Annotated in this window: 13 protein-coding genes; 12 read left to right on the forward strand and 1 reads right to left on the reverse strand. The window is 67.1% G+C overall.

Annotated elements, in window-relative coordinates:
• Nucleotides 1–47 precede the first annotated feature (47 nt).
• The 12 genes from ACQR3U_RS04380 to ACQR3U_RS04435 all read left to right on the forward strand — a co-directional run bounded on the left by ACQR3U_RS04380 (nucleotide 48) and on the right by ACQR3U_RS04435 (nucleotide 13978).
• Nucleotides 48–506 carry a 2-oxo acid dehydrogenase subunit E2 gene (locus ACQR3U_RS04380; RefSeq protein ID WP_197483265.1) on the forward strand — a complete coding sequence of 153 codons (459 nt, stop codon included), beginning with the start codon at nucleotides 48–50 and terminating at the stop codon, nucleotides 504–506.
• 233 nt (nucleotides 507–739) lie between these two features.
• Nucleotides 740–1615 (forward strand): alpha/beta fold hydrolase, encoded by an 876-nt coding sequence (locus ACQR3U_RS04385; protein WP_218959119.1) that lies wholly within the window; start codon nucleotides 740–742, stop codon nucleotides 1613–1615.
• Entirely contained in the window at nucleotides 1612–2331 is a 720-nt protein-coding gene (locus tag ACQR3U_RS04390; protein ID WP_083543557.1) for a thioesterase II family protein, read from the forward strand. The genes ACQR3U_RS04385 and ACQR3U_RS04390 overlap by 4 nt, the downstream gene beginning before the upstream one ends.
• A complete protein-coding gene (locus ACQR3U_RS04395; RefSeq protein ID WP_230809776.1) occupies nucleotides 2328–3593 on the forward strand; it encodes an MFS transporter in 1266 nt (421 codons plus the stop codon). Before ACQR3U_RS04390 ends, ACQR3U_RS04395 begins: the two co-directional genes overlap by 4 nt.
• Complete coding sequence (locus tag ACQR3U_RS04400; RefSeq protein WP_064852097.1) at nucleotides 3590–5077, forward strand: MFS transporter; 1488 nt, start codon at nucleotides 3590–3592, stop codon at nucleotides 5075–5077. Before ACQR3U_RS04395 ends, ACQR3U_RS04400 begins: the two co-directional genes overlap by 4 nt.
• A gap of 10 nt (nucleotides 5078–5087) precedes the next feature.
• Nucleotides 5088–6539: a class I adenylate-forming enzyme family protein gene (locus tag ACQR3U_RS04405; protein WP_230809777.1), complete on the forward strand. Its 1452-nt coding sequence runs from the start codon at nucleotides 5088–5090 to the stop codon at nucleotides 6537–6539.
• On the forward strand, nucleotides 6536–8095 hold the full coding sequence (locus tag ACQR3U_RS04410; protein WP_082937633.1) for a phosphopantetheine-binding protein: 1560 nt from the start codon (nucleotides 6536–6538) through the stop codon (nucleotides 8093–8095). Before ACQR3U_RS04405 ends, ACQR3U_RS04410 begins: the two co-directional genes overlap by 4 nt.
• Before the next feature lie 256 nt (nucleotides 8096–8351).
• The gene (locus ACQR3U_RS04415) at nucleotides 8352–9131 is read left to right on the forward strand and encodes an AfsR/SARP family transcriptional regulator (protein ID WP_230809778.1); all 780 of its coding nucleotides are present in this window, start codon (nucleotides 8352–8354) and stop codon (nucleotides 9129–9131) included.
• A 107-nt stretch (nucleotides 9132–9238) separates the two neighbouring features.
• Nucleotides 9239–9970, forward strand: coding sequence for an enoyl-CoA hydratase (locus tag ACQR3U_RS04420; RefSeq protein ID WP_064852131.1), 732 nt, complete (start codon nucleotides 9239–9241; stop codon nucleotides 9968–9970).
• Nucleotides 9967–11100, forward strand: a complete 1134-nt coding sequence (locus tag ACQR3U_RS04425) for an MBL fold metallo-hydrolase (protein WP_024103115.1) — start codon at nucleotides 9967–9969, stop codon at nucleotides 11098–11100. The genes ACQR3U_RS04420 and ACQR3U_RS04425 overlap by 4 nt, the downstream gene beginning before the upstream one ends.
• A gap of 52 nt (nucleotides 11101–11152) precedes the next feature.
• Nucleotides 11153–13630 (forward strand): HAD-IC family P-type ATPase, encoded by a 2478-nt coding sequence (locus tag ACQR3U_RS04430; RefSeq protein ID WP_230809779.1) that lies wholly within the window; start codon nucleotides 11153–11155, stop codon nucleotides 13628–13630.
• 63 nt (nucleotides 13631–13693) lie between these two features.
• Nucleotides 13694–13978: an antitoxin gene (locus ACQR3U_RS04435; protein WP_230809780.1), complete on the forward strand. Its 285-nt coding sequence runs from the start codon at nucleotides 13694–13696 to the stop codon at nucleotides 13976–13978.
• 24 nt (nucleotides 13979–14002) lie between these two features.
• Here the strand turns inward: ACQR3U_RS04435 and ACQR3U_RS04440 are convergent, their stop codons facing one another.
• A complete protein-coding gene (locus tag ACQR3U_RS04440; protein ID WP_230809781.1) occupies nucleotides 14003–14959 on the reverse strand; it encodes a TIGR03885 family FMN-dependent LLM class oxidoreductase in 957 nt (318 codons plus the stop codon).
• Between the last annotated feature and the right edge of the window lie 11 nt (nucleotides 14960–14970).

Raw genomic sequence — 14970 nt, forward strand, 5'->3', positions numbered from 1 at the left:
TCTCGGTGAAGGTCGCATTCGACGTGGAGGTCGACGGTGTGCGGACAGTGCAGTCCGACGTGCTGATGCGAGCCGATCGGCGGACGCCGAGCGAGATCCACGAATGGATGCAGCACACGCGCAGTCGGATGCAGAACGGCCGTGGGCGTACACGCCTCCTGTCGGCCCTACCGAGGTCCGTCGGCCGCAGTGTGTTCGCGTCGATGACGATTGCGCCTGTGCGACATCGTTTCCTGGGCACGATTGCGGTGACGTCGCTGGCACACCGTCGCGTCGGTACGTTCTTCTCTGATGGTGGCACGACAGTGACCGTGGGGGTGGGGCATGCGCATCGGCGTCCCACCGTGCAGGACGACAGCATCGAGATTCGGAGCGTTCTTCCACTGTCGATGACCTTCGATCACAGGGTCATCGACGGCGCGCTCGCGGCCGACATTCTGGGAGACCTCGTTCGGCATTTGGAGCGGTGCACGGTACCCGCCTCCCACACCCGATCGGAAGTGTGATGATGAATTACCTCGACGAAGTGAAAACGCACGTCCTGCTCCACGGTCGCGCGCAGGGTATCGATGCGGTGGAATGTCGCAGGGTCCTCGGTACGATCCGAACGCTCGAGGACGATGAACACGGCTGGGCATCACGGTGGACGGCCGAGGCCTCGAAGTATCGTGAGCGGGGACGTGCGCTGGATGCGATCGCTCGCGACAATCTGGCACGATTTCCGTTCGCAGCGACGGAAATGCAGGAGAACGCATCGGCCCGTGCAGTATTCGAGTTCGGGAAATGGGCACGTTCGTCCGGGGTCGCGGAGAACCTCGCGGTGGAGTACAACGGCTCCCGGACGACCGCATGGTTCGGCTCCGTGGACACCGACGGACCGGCCCCTCTGGTGGTCGTACTCGGGGGCATCGTCAGTCCCAAAGAGCAGTGGGGGCGATTGCTTCCTCATTTCCGGAAACTCGGCATCGCAGCCGTCGTGATCGATCTGCCGGGGGTGGGCGCACACCGGAGCGCGCTCTACGGACCGGACTCCGAAGGCTACGTTTCGGCTGTCGTCGATGCCGCGGCGACCCGCATGCGACTGTCCGGTGTCTACGGCCTGGCCATGAGTTTCGGGGGCACGGTGATGCTTCGTGCGGCGGCGGCCGACCCGAGAATCCGAGGGGTTGTTGCGGTCGGATCTCCCACGCAGTACACCTTCGTCGATCCCTGGGTGCAGAAGGCGATGCCGGCGATCACCCGTCGTACGCTCGAGTCGGTCACCGGCGCACAGGACCTCCCGTCGCTGTTGCCGGAACTTGCGCTCGATCGGCAGCACCTCGGCCGTTTGATGATTCCGGTCCACTACATCCGAAGTCTGCGGGACGAGATCGTGCCGACAGCGGACGCGAATGTGCTGATCGCCCATCTCGCTCGGGCAGCGGTCGTCGATTTCGACGATGTGCACGGATCGCCCCATCACGCCGACGCGGTGAGGATGCGCTCGTTGTCCGCGCTGCTCGAGATGATCCGTCCCGGCTCCCTGTCTGCCCGGACGTTGTCTGCAGTGCTGATGGCAGGTGAACGGGTTTCGCTCGTATCGCCCGTCGATCTGGGCAGGAGGGTGCCGGCATGACCCCGACGGTGGTGTGTTTCCATCACGCCGGAGGAAGCGCTGCCGCATACCGGGACTGGGGATCCGAGCACGACCTCCGTATCCATGCGGTGTGCCTGCCCGGGCGGGACGGACGGCGGAACGAACCGTCGCCGACGTCCATGGACTCGCTGGTCGAGCAACTCGACGACGAGCTCGGTGAGCTACTCGCCACCGAGCATGTCCTCTTCGGGCACAGCATGGGTGGGACGATCGCTTACGAGTTGGCGTTGCGGCGAATGCGCCGCAACGCCCGGTTGCCGCTCGCGATGATCGTGGTGGCGTCGAATCCGCCGCATCTGCAGCCCGCGGGTCTCCCACTCGACGAGATGACCGATCTCGAGATCGCGCGTTCGCTCACCGAACTCGGTGGTATCCCGCCGATACTGCTCGAGAGGCCCGAATGGCTCGGGCCGCTCATGCGCCCGGTCAAGGACGATCTGCGGTTGTGTCGTAGCGCGCGAGTGGTCGGTGATGCCGAGCTGGCGCCGCTGCCGGTGTCGCTCCACGTGATCGGGGGAAGCCGTGACCGGCTCGCGCCCCCGGAGCGACTGGCGACCTGGCGCCTCCACGCCGGTCGGGACTTCTCCCTCTCGATCCTCGACGGCGCCGGCCATTTCCTCGTGACGGAGAATCGTTCGGAAGTGACCGCGTTGGTAGCCGCGGTCGTCGACCGTACCCGGGTGGGTGTGCTGTGAGCACTGTCGAACGATTCCCGTCCGGCACCCGCGACGACATCCGGCATGACCCGCGGGGGCAACGTGCACTCGTCGTGGCTGCCGTCGGCTTCTGGCTCGCATTCTTCGCGCCGACGCAGGTGCTCCTGGCGCTGACGGCCGCAGAGATCGCTCCGGACTCGAAGGCGCGGTTGTTCGGAACGGTCACGGCGGTGGGAAGTCTCGTTCTCCTGTGTGCGTACCCGGCTTGGGGTGTCGTGTCGGACAGGTTCCGATACCGATGGGGGAGAAGACCGTTCGCGATCATCGGTACCGGTGTTTCGGTGGGTGCCCTGATCTGGTGTTCGATGGTTCGGGACCCCGCCGCCCTCGTGCTCGCCTGGGCCTGTGCACATGTGGGGCTGGGCGCCCTGCAGTGCAGTATCGAAGCGACGTTCGCCGACAGGACCCACCCTTCGCGCCGATCTCGGATGGCGGGCGTGCTCTCCGCTGCGCAGATGGGCGGGGCATTGATCGGATCGGTCATCGCAACGGCCGCGCCCGACGCCTCCACCGGCTACCTCCTCGTCGCAGCGGCCACCGTGCTCACAGTGGGCCCGTTTTTCGGGAACGCGGGTTCCGTCTCAGCGGAGCATGCGGAGTACACGGGGTCCGGGCCGGATCCGGACGAGGCCGGAGAGGATGCGAGCGGAGTCCGGGTCGATCTCGTCCTCGCCTGGGTGGGGCGATTGTGCGTGATGTTCGGACTCGGTTGCGTGACGCAGTTCCTCCTCTACTTCGTGACCGACCACCTCGGGGCGGACCGCCCGGACCGTGCAGTGCTCGTACTCACCCTCGGATTCGTGGTGACCTCGGCGTTGTGTTCGGTGATGTCCGGACGAGTCGCGGCACGGCTCGGTGACGGTCGGGCGGTGTCTTTGGCGGGGGCACTGTGCGCCGGAGTCGCGTTGTTCGCCTTCGACGCCACGACTTCGTTGTCATGGACGTTCGTTGCGGCCATCGGCTTCGGTACCGGCCTCGGAATCTGCCTCGGCGCCGGATTCGGGGTCATCACAGCACGTTTGCGCTCCCCTCGGCGTCACGGAAGGGATCTCGGCATTTTCAACATGGCCGTGGTGCTACCCCAGCTCGTGGCGCCGTTGGCCGCGGTCCGTCTGCTGGAATCGACGGGTTCCTACGGATCTCTTTTCCGGTTCGCGGGTCTCACCATCGTCGTGGGCGGGGTGGCGATGTTCTGCGTGGGCCGCACCGATCGCCGTCACGGAGAAGAGGCAATGCGGTGACCGCTTCGGCAGACGTTCATCTTCCCGGGCGCCCCCGGGCGAACACCTCCGTGCTCGTACTGGTATCACTCGCGGTCACCGTCGTCATCTTCAACAACACGGCCGTGAATGTCGCCCTGCCCGCGATGGCTGCGGAATTGACCCTGTCCGATGCCGCGATGCGGCTCGTCGTGGTCTCCTACTCCGTGACGTTCGCAGCATTGCTGCTCCCGGCAGGATATGTGTGCGGACGGTGGGGTGCGCGCCGGGCCCTCGTGACGGGGCTGTGGGTGGCGTCACTCGGCGCCTGTGCGGCCTGGGCCGTCCCCACCGAGATCGGGGTGATCGCCGGTCGCACCCTCATCGGGGCGGGCGCGGCGTTCGTCATGCCTGCAACTCTCGCGGTCGCGGTCGAGACGTCGCCACCGGAGCGTCGATCGCGGGCCATCGCGGTCTGGACGGCGGTGTCGGTGGCCGGCGCCGCGGGAGGGCCGGTTCTCGGCGGTGCACTGGTGGATACCTTCGGATGGGTGTCGATCTTTGTCGCCGTCACCTGCAGTGCCGCCGCGGTGGCGGTGACGGTGACGGTCGGTGTTCCGCCTCTCGCGCCACAACGCACGGACGGATTCGCAGTATTCACCACGTTCCTCCGGATACTCGGCACAGCACCGCTTCTCGTCGCCCTCACGGTCCTGTCCGATCTTCCCGTCATCGCGCTGGTGTGTGTCGTGGTGTCGGCCTCCGCCTGGGTGACCCTCGCGTGGCGGCGGCGACGACGTCCTCATGGGGGGTCGGCGCCGGCCGGATGGGAGACGAGAAGCTTCCTCGGTGCATCGGTGGCGAACATGCTGATGTTCTTCGCCGTTGCAGGCTCGCTGTTCGTGCTCACGCAGCTGTTGCAGTACGCCTTCGGGTTCTCGCCCTTCGCAGCCGGCCTGGCGGTCACACCGGTCACCATCGCCATGATCGTCGGAACGATCCTGTCCGGACCGCTGGCGAGCGCCTGGGGGGTCCGTGCAGGCGCGGTCGGCGGGTTGCTCGTCGTTGCGTCGGCGGCGCTGTCGATCGCGCTCCTACCCGCCGCACCCGTGGGCGTCACGATCGCGGCGGTGACCGTCGCAGGAACGGGTGTGGGTGTCGCTCTGCCTCTGGTGACCGAGTCGATGGTGGCGAGTGCACCACCTTCTCGAGTGGGGGACGCCGCCGCGGTGAACGACACGATGCAGGAGATCGGATTCTCCGCCGGGGTGGCCGTGGTCGGGGGAGCCCTCGCCCTGGCGTACCGATTCGCCGGGACCGGTTCGGGGGACGCTGCTGCGGCGGGTCTCGTCATCGTCGACGCTCGCGCGGCAGGCGATGCGGTCGCTCTCGCCGAGGCCGTTGCGGAGTTCCGGACGGCCACACAATGGGCGTTCTCCGCAGCAGCGCTCGTCGTCGGGATCGGAGCCGTGGTCGCATTCCGCCTTCTTCCGCCCCGTCGCACCATCAACCCGAGTACGACATGAGAGGACTGCCATGACAGACCTGAGTGCAACCGCCGCGGTCGCTTTCCGCGGCCCGTTCGCACTACTCGCCGTTGCCCGTACCGAAACACCCGACGCTGTCGCTCTTCGCACGGTGGACGGCACAATGTTCTCCTACGACCGGCTGTGGGACCGCACGGTCGAGGTCGCGGCCCAACTGGCGCGTCTCGGGGTCGGCCCTGGAGAACGGGTCGTTGTGCGCATGTCCGCCACCCCCGATGCCGTCGCCGTTGCGTTCGCAGTGTGGGGGCTGGGAGCGACCTATGTGCCGCTCCACCCACAACTGACCGACACCCAGTTGGAAGGAATCGTCGAGGACTGCCGACCGGTACTGGTGGTGGACGGCGCCCTCACCGATCCGTCGGACCCACTCGATCCACCGCACCTCGTGGCGCACGAGCCGTCGGCACTCGCCGCATTGATATACACCTCCGGAAGTACGGCTGCGCCCAAAGGAGTGCGGTGCCCGGCGTCCGCGATGGAGTTCGGCGTGCACGCGATACAACAGCGGCTGAACTATCGTGCCGACGACACGATCGCCCTGCTGTCGCCGCTGTCGTTCGACTACGGGCTGTACCAGCTCTTGCTCGCATTCTCGGTAGGCGCGCAGGTCGTGCTCGCCGATGCTGCGCGCGCCACCGAGATGCTCGCCGTGATCCGACGCATCGACGTCACGGTTCTGCCCGTCGTACCGCCGGTCGCCCACATGTTGTACGCATTGCTACGACGGTCCGGTCCCGCATGCTCGGTTCGCATGGTCACCAGTACCGGAGCCGACCTGTCGGAGTCCCGTATCGCCGAGTTACGGGAGGTGTTGCCGTGCGCCGCGATCGTGGCCATGTACGGCATTACCGAGTGCAAGCGGGTGACCGTGGCCGAACCGGATCTCGACCGGATCCGTCCCGGAAGCGTCGGTCGCCCCCTGCCCGGTACCGCGGTGACGATCCTGGACGAGAACGGCAGGCCCGTCGAACCCGGTTCGGTCGGACAGATCGTCGTGTCCGGACCGAACGTGATGGACGGGTACTGGGAGCAGCCCGAGATGACAACGGAGAGGTTCGGACGGTGGCCGGACGGCACCGCATTCCTTCGCACCGGTGACTACGGATATGTCGACGACGACGGTTACCTGTACTTCCGAGGGCGGCGTGACGACATTTTCAAGACGAAGGGTGTGCGTGCCAGCGTCACCGAGATCGCCGCTGCAGTGGAGCGGGTTCCCGGGATACGCGAGGTCGTCGTGATCCCACCGCGCGGCGATCGTGAACTGGCGGTCGTGGTGACCGGAAGCGTATCCGCGAGTGACGTTGTCGACGACCTGCACCGAAGGCTCGAGCCCCAGAAAGTTCCGGGACTGTGTGTCGTTGTCGACCGAATGCCTCTGACTGCCAACGGAAAGATCGACACACGGCGTGTGATCCGCGAATTCGAGGAGAACCAGTGACAAACCACTCGACGAGTACCGGCGACCTGTACGAAGGCATCGCGGCCGAGTTCGGGACGCCGGTGTACATCTTCCGTGCAGAGTCGATCGAGCAGGCGGTAGCCGACCTGCGTGCGGCTCTTCCCGGCGGAAGCGAGATCTACTTCTCGCTCAAGGCGAATCCCAACAGCGATGTCGGAGCGATACTGAGAGCGGCCGGTTGCCGGGCGGAGATCAGCTCCGTCGGCGAACTCGCGGCGGCGCTCGCGGCGGGTTTCGATCCTGCAGAAGCGCTGTATACGGGCCCGGGTAAGACGGAAGGCGAGATCGGTACCGCGCTCGATGCCGGCGTACGTAATTTCTCCTGCGAATCCGTGCGCGACTTGCGTCGTGTCGCCTCTGCCGCGGAACGGAGAAGTTCCGTGGCCGACTGCCTTCTGCGCGTGAACGCACCGTCGGCCCCGGGGCAGGGTGCGATGCGGATGACGGGAACCCCCTCGCAGTTCGGGATCGACCTCGACAGTGTGGAGGTGCTCCCCATGGACCTCGTGATCGCGGGCGCACGCGTTCACGGTTTCCATTTCTATCCGATGAGCAACGCCACCGACGAGGACGCCCTGATCGAGGAAATCGTCAACAGCATCCGGTACGCGGTGGAACTGTCGGAGAGGTGGGAGATCCCGCTCGAAGTCCTGGATCTCGGCGGTGGCTTCGCCGCCCCGTACGGAGTGGAGGGCTCCCGCCCGCTGTATCCCTCCCTGCGGGAGTCCGTCGAGTTCGAACTCGACCGTCGCCTACCCGGATGGCGTGAGGGCAATCCGAAGGTGGTCTTCGAGTCCGGTCGGTATCTCACGTGTGACAGCGGTACGCTCGTGGCGCGTGTGCTCGACGTGAAACGTAGCCGTGACAAGGATTTCGTGGTGACGGACACCGGTATCCACCACGTGGGCGGTTTGTCCGGAATCGGACGTGTGCTGCCGATGCGTGCGAGCGCGGCGCTCGGCCCTTCGGCCTCCGATGGAGCCCCGGCGGCCGGTGCTGTCGTCGGTCCGTTGTGTACCCCGGCCGACGTCCTGAATCGTCATATCGAATTCGGCGACATCGCACCGGGTCGGATCATCTCCGTCCCCAATGTGGGGGCGTACGGCCTGTCCGCCAGTCTCATGGGTTTTCTCTCGCGCCCGGCGCCGGTCGAGGTCGTCACCCGTGGCCAGCGGGTCGTTGCTGCATCACGTGTTGTATTCGCCAGGGAGGAAGTGTCTTTCGTGCAGGAGAACAAGTCGGACCAGGAGAAGGTGCGGAATTGGGACGAACACTACGAGACGATGCTCCGTTCGGTACTGCCGAGGCTCGACGCGGCAGCCGAGATCACGCCGCACGAGACGCTGCAGGCGCTCGGCATCGATTCGCTCGCGCTGGTCCATCTCCTCGGAACGGTCGAGGCGCATTACGCGGTGACGGTACCCGACGAGGCGTTGTTCGACGGTCGGTGCGATACCCCGTTGGGGCTGTGGGAGGTGATCCGGTCACAGGCCGGGTCGCGCATCGAAAGCGGTGAGTGGCACACATCGGTTTGACCCTTTGATTTCCTGAAGATGAAGTCCTGGTGTAGAATTCGGTACGGTTCGGAACCCCGTCCAAGCTGGGATCTGTTACGCCTGTGAATCCGCTCACAGTCGCGATCGCCGGTTTTCCCGCCGTATGTCCGGCTGTAGAGTTCTCCCGCGTGGGCATCTGCCCCTGTGTGCCGTATTGCATTCGGCCATAAAGCATTCGAGTGGTATGACATTGTGCCGGGACGGGGGGACTGTTGTGGCTGTTGCGTCGGATCGGGTGAGCGATGTGGCCGTGGTCGGTGAACTGGAGATCACCGTGGGCGGGGCGCGTCACGAGTTGCCCTCGGGGAACCGGATACGTGCCCTGTGGGTGTGCCTCGTGCTGGAACCGCAACGGACCGTACCGGTCGATGTTCTCATCGACGCGGTCTGGGGATCCGAGCCGCCACGTCGCGCCCGCGAATCGATACATGTGTACATCTCGCAGCTGCGTATGTTCGCGCAGAGGTGCGGAGTGGATCCGGGTCTGATCGAAACGAAGAACCGTGGTTACCGGTTGGCGGTGGACCGTCACGTGGTGGACTGGTGTCGGGTCCTCGTGGAATACGACACGGCGCGCGAACTCCACCGGAAGAGCAGTCTTCCGGAGTCGATCGCAGCCCTCGACAAGGCTGCCGCCGATTTCCACAAGCCGATCCTCGGCGGTGCGCAGGGGGGTACGAAGCTCGGCGCCTTCGTGCAGAAGATGGAGGAAGTCGAGCTGGCGCTCATCGAACTGCGGAACGAAGTGATGCTCGATATGGGTGAGTTGCACACGGTGGTCTCGGAGCTTCAGGCCCTGGTATTCGAATACCCGGTGCACGAGACTCTCCACGGGCAGTTGATGCGGGCACTGTTCCGGTCGGGTCGCCAGATCGAGGCTCTCGAGGTGTACAGCAAGTTGCGCGAAGACCTGAGTGACGGATTCGGAGTCGAACCGGGCTCGGATATCCGCGCGATCCATCGTTCGATCCTGGCGTCGCAGTCAGGGCGGCCCAGCGTTCAGGTGGCCCTCTGACCTCCGGTTCCGCTTCGGATCCGCACGCATCCGGTCGCCATCGGAACACGTCGGCCGCCCTGGTGGAATGATGCGTGGTGTTCGGTGACGAAGGGATGGGGCGACACATGATCGGGATCAGCCGCGACGGCGACGTCGTGACCGTGGAACTGCAACGCGAAGAGCGTCGTAACGCGCTCAACACGCAGCTGTGCGTGGAGATCCGCGAAGCGGTGGACAAGGCCGTGGCGGACGACGCGCGTGTCGTGGTGATCACCGGGCGGGGCACGAGCTTCTGCGCCGGGGCCGATCTCTCCGGCGACGTCTACGCCGAAGGATTCACCGACAGCCTCGCCGAGATGCTGCGCACCATCGTGGACGCCCCGATCCCGGTGATCGCGGCCGTCAACGGCCCGGCCATCGGTGCCGGCACCCAACTGACGCTCGCGGCGGATCTGAGGGTCGTGGCGCCCACTGCGCGTTTCGCGGTTCCTGCTGCGCGCCTGGGCATCTCGGTGGACCGCTGGACGGTCCGGCGACTCGCCTCACTCATCGGCGGCGGTCCCGCACGCGCGGTCTTCCTCGCCGCCGAACCCGTCCCCGCCGAGGAAGCTCTCGCGCGTGGGCTCGCCAATCGCATCGGCGACCTCGCCGACGCGCAGGCCTGGGCGCACGAGATCGCGAAGCTCGCGCCGCTGTCGCTGAACGCGATGAAGTTGTTCCTCAACGACGACGGCACCCGCGACGAGGCCACACCCGAGCAGACCGCCGCACTCGCCGCGGCGTGGCTCAGCGAGGACGCCCAGGAGGCCAGGCTCGCTCGTGCCGAGCGCCGCGACCCGACCTTCCGCGGACGATGAACATCCGGTCCGCCGTCTCGGCAGCGCTCGCCGGAGCAGGCACGCTGTGGGTCGCGCGCGCCGTGAACGGCCTGCCCGGTTCCATCGGCGCCTCGGTCTCCGACATCCGTCCCTACGCCGCCGCGTCGCCCCGCTACCGCGACGGTCGTTTCCACAACACCGACCCTGCGTCCGTGCTCGGCGCCGAGGCGGCGGGCGGTTTCGCGAAAGACCTGCTCACCCGCGGGTCGCGGGGGAGACCTCGCACCGAGGTGCCGTTGTCGACCTATCTCGCGCCGGTCGACGCGGCGGAACTCGCCGTGACGTGGTTCGGGCACTCGACCGCCCTCGTCGAGGTCGACGGCTACCGGGTGCTGTGCGACCCGGTGTGGAGCGAGCGCGTGTCACCCTCACCGACTGTCGGCCCGGCACGTCTGCATCCGGCGCCGGTCGAACTGCAGACCCTGCCGCGCCTCGACACGGTGGTGATCTCGCACGACCACTACGACCATCTCGACCGATTCACGGTCGAGAGCCTCGCCGTGCTGCAGCCGACCGTCCGGTTCGTCGTGCCGCTCGGGGTGGGCGCGCACCTGCGCCGCTGGCGGATCGCCGAGGAACGCATCGTCGAACTCGACTGGGACGAACACGTCGAGGTGGACGGCCTGCGCATCACGTGCACCGAGGCCCGGCACTTCTCCGGGCGCGGCCTGCAGCGCAACATCACGTTGTGGTCGTCGTGGGTGTTCACCGGGCCGACGCGCCGGGTGTTCTTCGGCGGCGACAGCGGGTACACCCCGCGGTTCGCCGACGTCGGCGAGGCCTACGGCCCGTTCGACCTGACATTGCTGCCCGTGGGCGCCTACGACAAGCGATGGCCCGACGTGCACATGAACCCCGAGGAGGCGGTGCGCACGCATCTCGACCTCGGTGGCGTCGACCGTCACGACAGTCTGTTGGTCCCCGTGCACTGGGGAACCTTCGACCTCGCCTTCCACGCCTGGTCGGAGCCCATCACCCGGCTGCTGCCCGCCGCGCGGGAGTCGGAGGTGACCACCGCGGTGCCGATGCCGGGTCAGCGGATCGACGTGTCGAAGTCCGATGCGTCGAAGTCCGTCGCGGTCGATCCGTGGTGGCTCACGTCGAGCTGATCCCCCTGCCACGGCACCGGTTGTTCGCTTTCGTGCCCTAATCTGGTTCGTCATGGCAGTAGAAGAGCCCACGACGGTGGTGGGAACGGGCGAGGCGCCGGTCCTCGCATCCGACCATGCAGCCACGGGGCTGTCCACCGAGCAGGTCGCCGAGCGTGTGGCACGTGGCCTCACCAACGATGTCCCCGACCGCGCGTCCCGATCGGTCAAGGACATCGTCCGGGCCAACGTGTTCACCCGGATCAACGCGATCCTCGGGGTGCTGCTGCTGATCGTGCTGGCCACCGGCTCGATCATCGACGGCATGTTCGGTCTGCTGATCATCGCGAACAGCGGCATCGGCATCATCCAGGAGGTGCGTGCCAAGCGCACCCTCGACAAGCTGGCCATCGTCAGCCAGACGAAACCCGTCGTGCGCCGGGACGGCATCGCCGCACCGATCGCTCCGCGCGAGGTGGTGCTCGACGACATCATCGAGCTCGGCCCCGGCGACCAGCTGGTCGTCGACGGCGAGGTGGTCGAGGCCCAGGGGCTCGAACTCGACGAGTCGCTGCTGACGGGTGAGTCGGATGCCGTGCACAAGGTGCCCGGCTCGACGGTGATGTCGGGCAGCTTCGTCGCCTCCGGCTCCGGCTCCTACCGTGCGACGAAGGTCGGCCGCGACGCCTACGCGGCGCGACTCGCGGAAGAGGCGAGCAAGTTCACGCTCGTGAAGTCGGAGCTGAACGCGGGCATCAACAAGATCCTGCGTTTCATCACCTACCTGATGATCCCGGCAGGTCTGCTCATCATCTACAACCAGCTCTTCTCCAGCGGCGAGTCGCTCGGCCCCGCGCTGAGCGGCATGGTCGCCGCCCTCGTGCCGATGGTGCCCGAGGGTCTCGTGCTCATGACGTCCATCGCGTTCGCGGTCGGAGTCGTCCGCCTCGGACGTCGTCAGTGCCTCGTGCAGGAGCTGCCGGCGATCGAAGGCCTCGCGCGCGTCGACGTGGTGTGTGCCGACAAGACCGGCACGCTCACCGAGAACGGCATGCGCCTGTCCGATCTCGAGTCCCTCGACGGCAGCGGCCTCGACGAGGCCCGCGCCGCCCTGGCCGCGCTCGCGGCCGACGACCCGCGTCCGAACGCCAGCGTCCTCGCGATCGCCGAGGCGTTCCCCACCGCCCCCGGCTGGGGCGAGCCGACGGCGGTCGCGCCGTTCTCGTCGGCGAAGAAGTGGAGCGGCCAGTCGTACGGCACCCACGGCAACTGGCTGCTCGGCGCACCCGACGTGCTGCTCGACCCCGGCACCGAGGCGGCGCGACGCGCCGAGGAACTCGGCTCGAGCGGGCTGCGGGTGCTGCTCCTCGCATGCAGCGACCGCCCGGTCGACGACGAACTCGCCCCCGGCACGGTCACGCCCGCCGCGCTCGTCGTCCTCGAACAGCGGGTGCGCCCGGACGCGAAGCCGACCCTCGAGTACTTCGCCGGCCAGCAGGTCGACGTCAAGGTCATCTCCGGCGACAACGCGATCGCCGTCGGTGCGGTCGCCTCGTCGCTCGGCCTGCCGGGCAGCGCGTCCCCCATCGACGCGCGTTCCCTGCCGGAGGGCGAGAACGAACTCGCCGACGTCGTCGAAGGCTCGACGACCTTCGGCCGGGTCCGTCCCGATCAGAAGCGCTCGATGGTCGGCGCGCTACAGTCGCGCGGTCACACCGTCGCGATGACCGGCGACGGCGTCAACGACGTGCTCGCCCTCAAGGACGCCGACATCGGAGTCGCGATGGGGTCGGGCAGTCCCGCGACCCGCGCGGTCGCACAGATCGTCCTTCTCGACAACAAGTTCGCGACGCTGCCCTACGTGGTGGCCGAGGGTCGCCGGGTCATCGGCAACATCGAACGCGTCTCCAACCTGTTCCTCACCAAGACGGTGTACTCGGTGCTGCTCGCCTTCCTGGTGGGCGTGTCGGGTGTGCTGTCGCAGGTGTTCGACTTCGAGCCGTTGCCCTATCCGTTCCTGCCCCGGCACGTGACGATCGCGGCGTGGTTCACCATCGGCATCCCCGCCTTCCTGCTGTCGCTGGCACCGAACAACGAGCGGGCACGCTCGGGCTTCGTCTCCCGCGTGATGCGACTGGCGATCCCCTCGGGCGTGGTCGTCGGTGTGGCGACCTTCGTCTGTTACGTGCTCGTCTACGGCGGCCCGGAGCAGACCGAGCAGCAGAAGATCCAGGCCGGCACCTCGGCCCTGATCACCCTGCTGATCATCGCGCTGTGGGTGCTCGCCGTGGTCGCCCGCCCGTACCAGTGGTGGAAGATCGTGCTGCTCGCCGGTTCGGTGCTCGGTTACGTGATCCTGTTCTCCGTGCCGTTCACCCGGGAGTTCTTCGCGCTCGATCCGTCGAACGTCGCGTACTCGACGATCGCGGTGACGTGTGGGCTGATCGGAGTCGTCCTCGTCGAGGCCCTGTGGTGGGTGTCGGGACGTCTCCACGGGGAGCATCGCCGCCTGTTCGCCGCCTCCGGCGATCTGCTCCCGGGCGTACACTGACCCGCAGCGCACGGATCGGTGCGCCCGAACCTCACAGCGATCCGACGAGGGAAGGACCGAACGATGGGTTTCATGGATTCGGTGAAGGGCCTTGTGAACAAGGGCAAGGACTACGCCTCGAAGAACCCCGACAAGGCCGATCAGTTCATCGAGAAGGTCGGAGACCAGGTGGACGGACGTACCGGCGGGAAGTACACCCAGCACGTCGACAAGGCGCAGGACGCCGCCCGCAGACATCTGGGTACTACCGGTAATCCCGCTCCGGGCGCGCAGCCGGAGCCGGGCGGGCAACCGGGTCCCGAGGGCGGCCCCGGGCCCGAAGCGCAGCCGGGACCGCGTCAGCCCTGATCGAGGCAGGGGCGGCAGCCCCGTTCACGGCAGGTACGGCAGTACGGTGTCGCCGAAGGTGTCGAGGAACGGACGCTGATCCGGCCCCACATGGTGCAGATAGATCTCGTCGAAACCGAGTTCGGCGAATTCGCACAAGCGGTCGACGTGTTCGGCGGGATCGTCGGACACGATCACCGCGCCCTCGAGAGCGCCGTCGTCGAGTTCGGCGGCGTGGGCCTCGAATTCCTCGGGCGTGGCGAGTTCTGCCATGAGTTCCGGCGGTAAGGCGTTCGTCGCCCACTGTTCCCGCGCGATCTCCCGAGCGCGTTCCCGCGTGGGCGCCCAACTCAGATGGACCTGCAGCACGGTCCGTCCGCGTCCGCCCCCGTCGCGGTAGGCGCCGAGGATCCGCCGCAGGTCCTCGAGCGGGGCGTTCACGGTGACGAGACCGTCGACCCGGTCGGCGAAACGACCGGCCGTCTCGGGAGTCAGTGCGGGAAGCAGAATGTCGGGAGGAGTCTCCGGCCGGTCCCAGATCCGTCCGCGGTCGACCTTCACCGCGCCGTCGTGGTCGACGACTTCGCCCGCGTGCAGGCGTCGCACGATGTCGAGGTTCTCGCCGAGCAGTTGCTGCCGTTCCTCCTTGGGCGGCCAGGCGACTCCGGACATGCGTTCGTTGCAGTGCTCGCCGCTGCCGAGTGCGAACCAGAAGCGCTGCGGGAACATCGATGCCAGAGTGGCGGTGGCCTGGGCGGTGACGACCGGGTGGTAGCGGAAGCCGGTCGCGGTGACGACACCGAAACGTAGGTCCGTGGTGGCCAGGGCCGCTCCGAGCCACGACCACGCGAACCCCGAGTGTCCCTGGCGACGCGACCACGGTTCGATGTGGTCCGAGCACATGGCCGCCCCGAAACCGGCCGCTTCCGCGAGCCGGACGTCCTCGAGCAGGCGGGATGGGGACGCCTGTTCGTGTGAGGCGTGAAAACCTATCAGCGTCATACCTGTCCGCT

The sequence above is a fragment of the Rhodococcus sp. IEGM1339 genome (assembly GCF_050321925.1).
In the GTDB taxonomy this organism is placed as follows: domain Bacteria; phylum Actinomycetota; class Actinomycetes; order Mycobacteriales; family Mycobacteriaceae; genus Rhodococcus; species Rhodococcus pyridinivorans.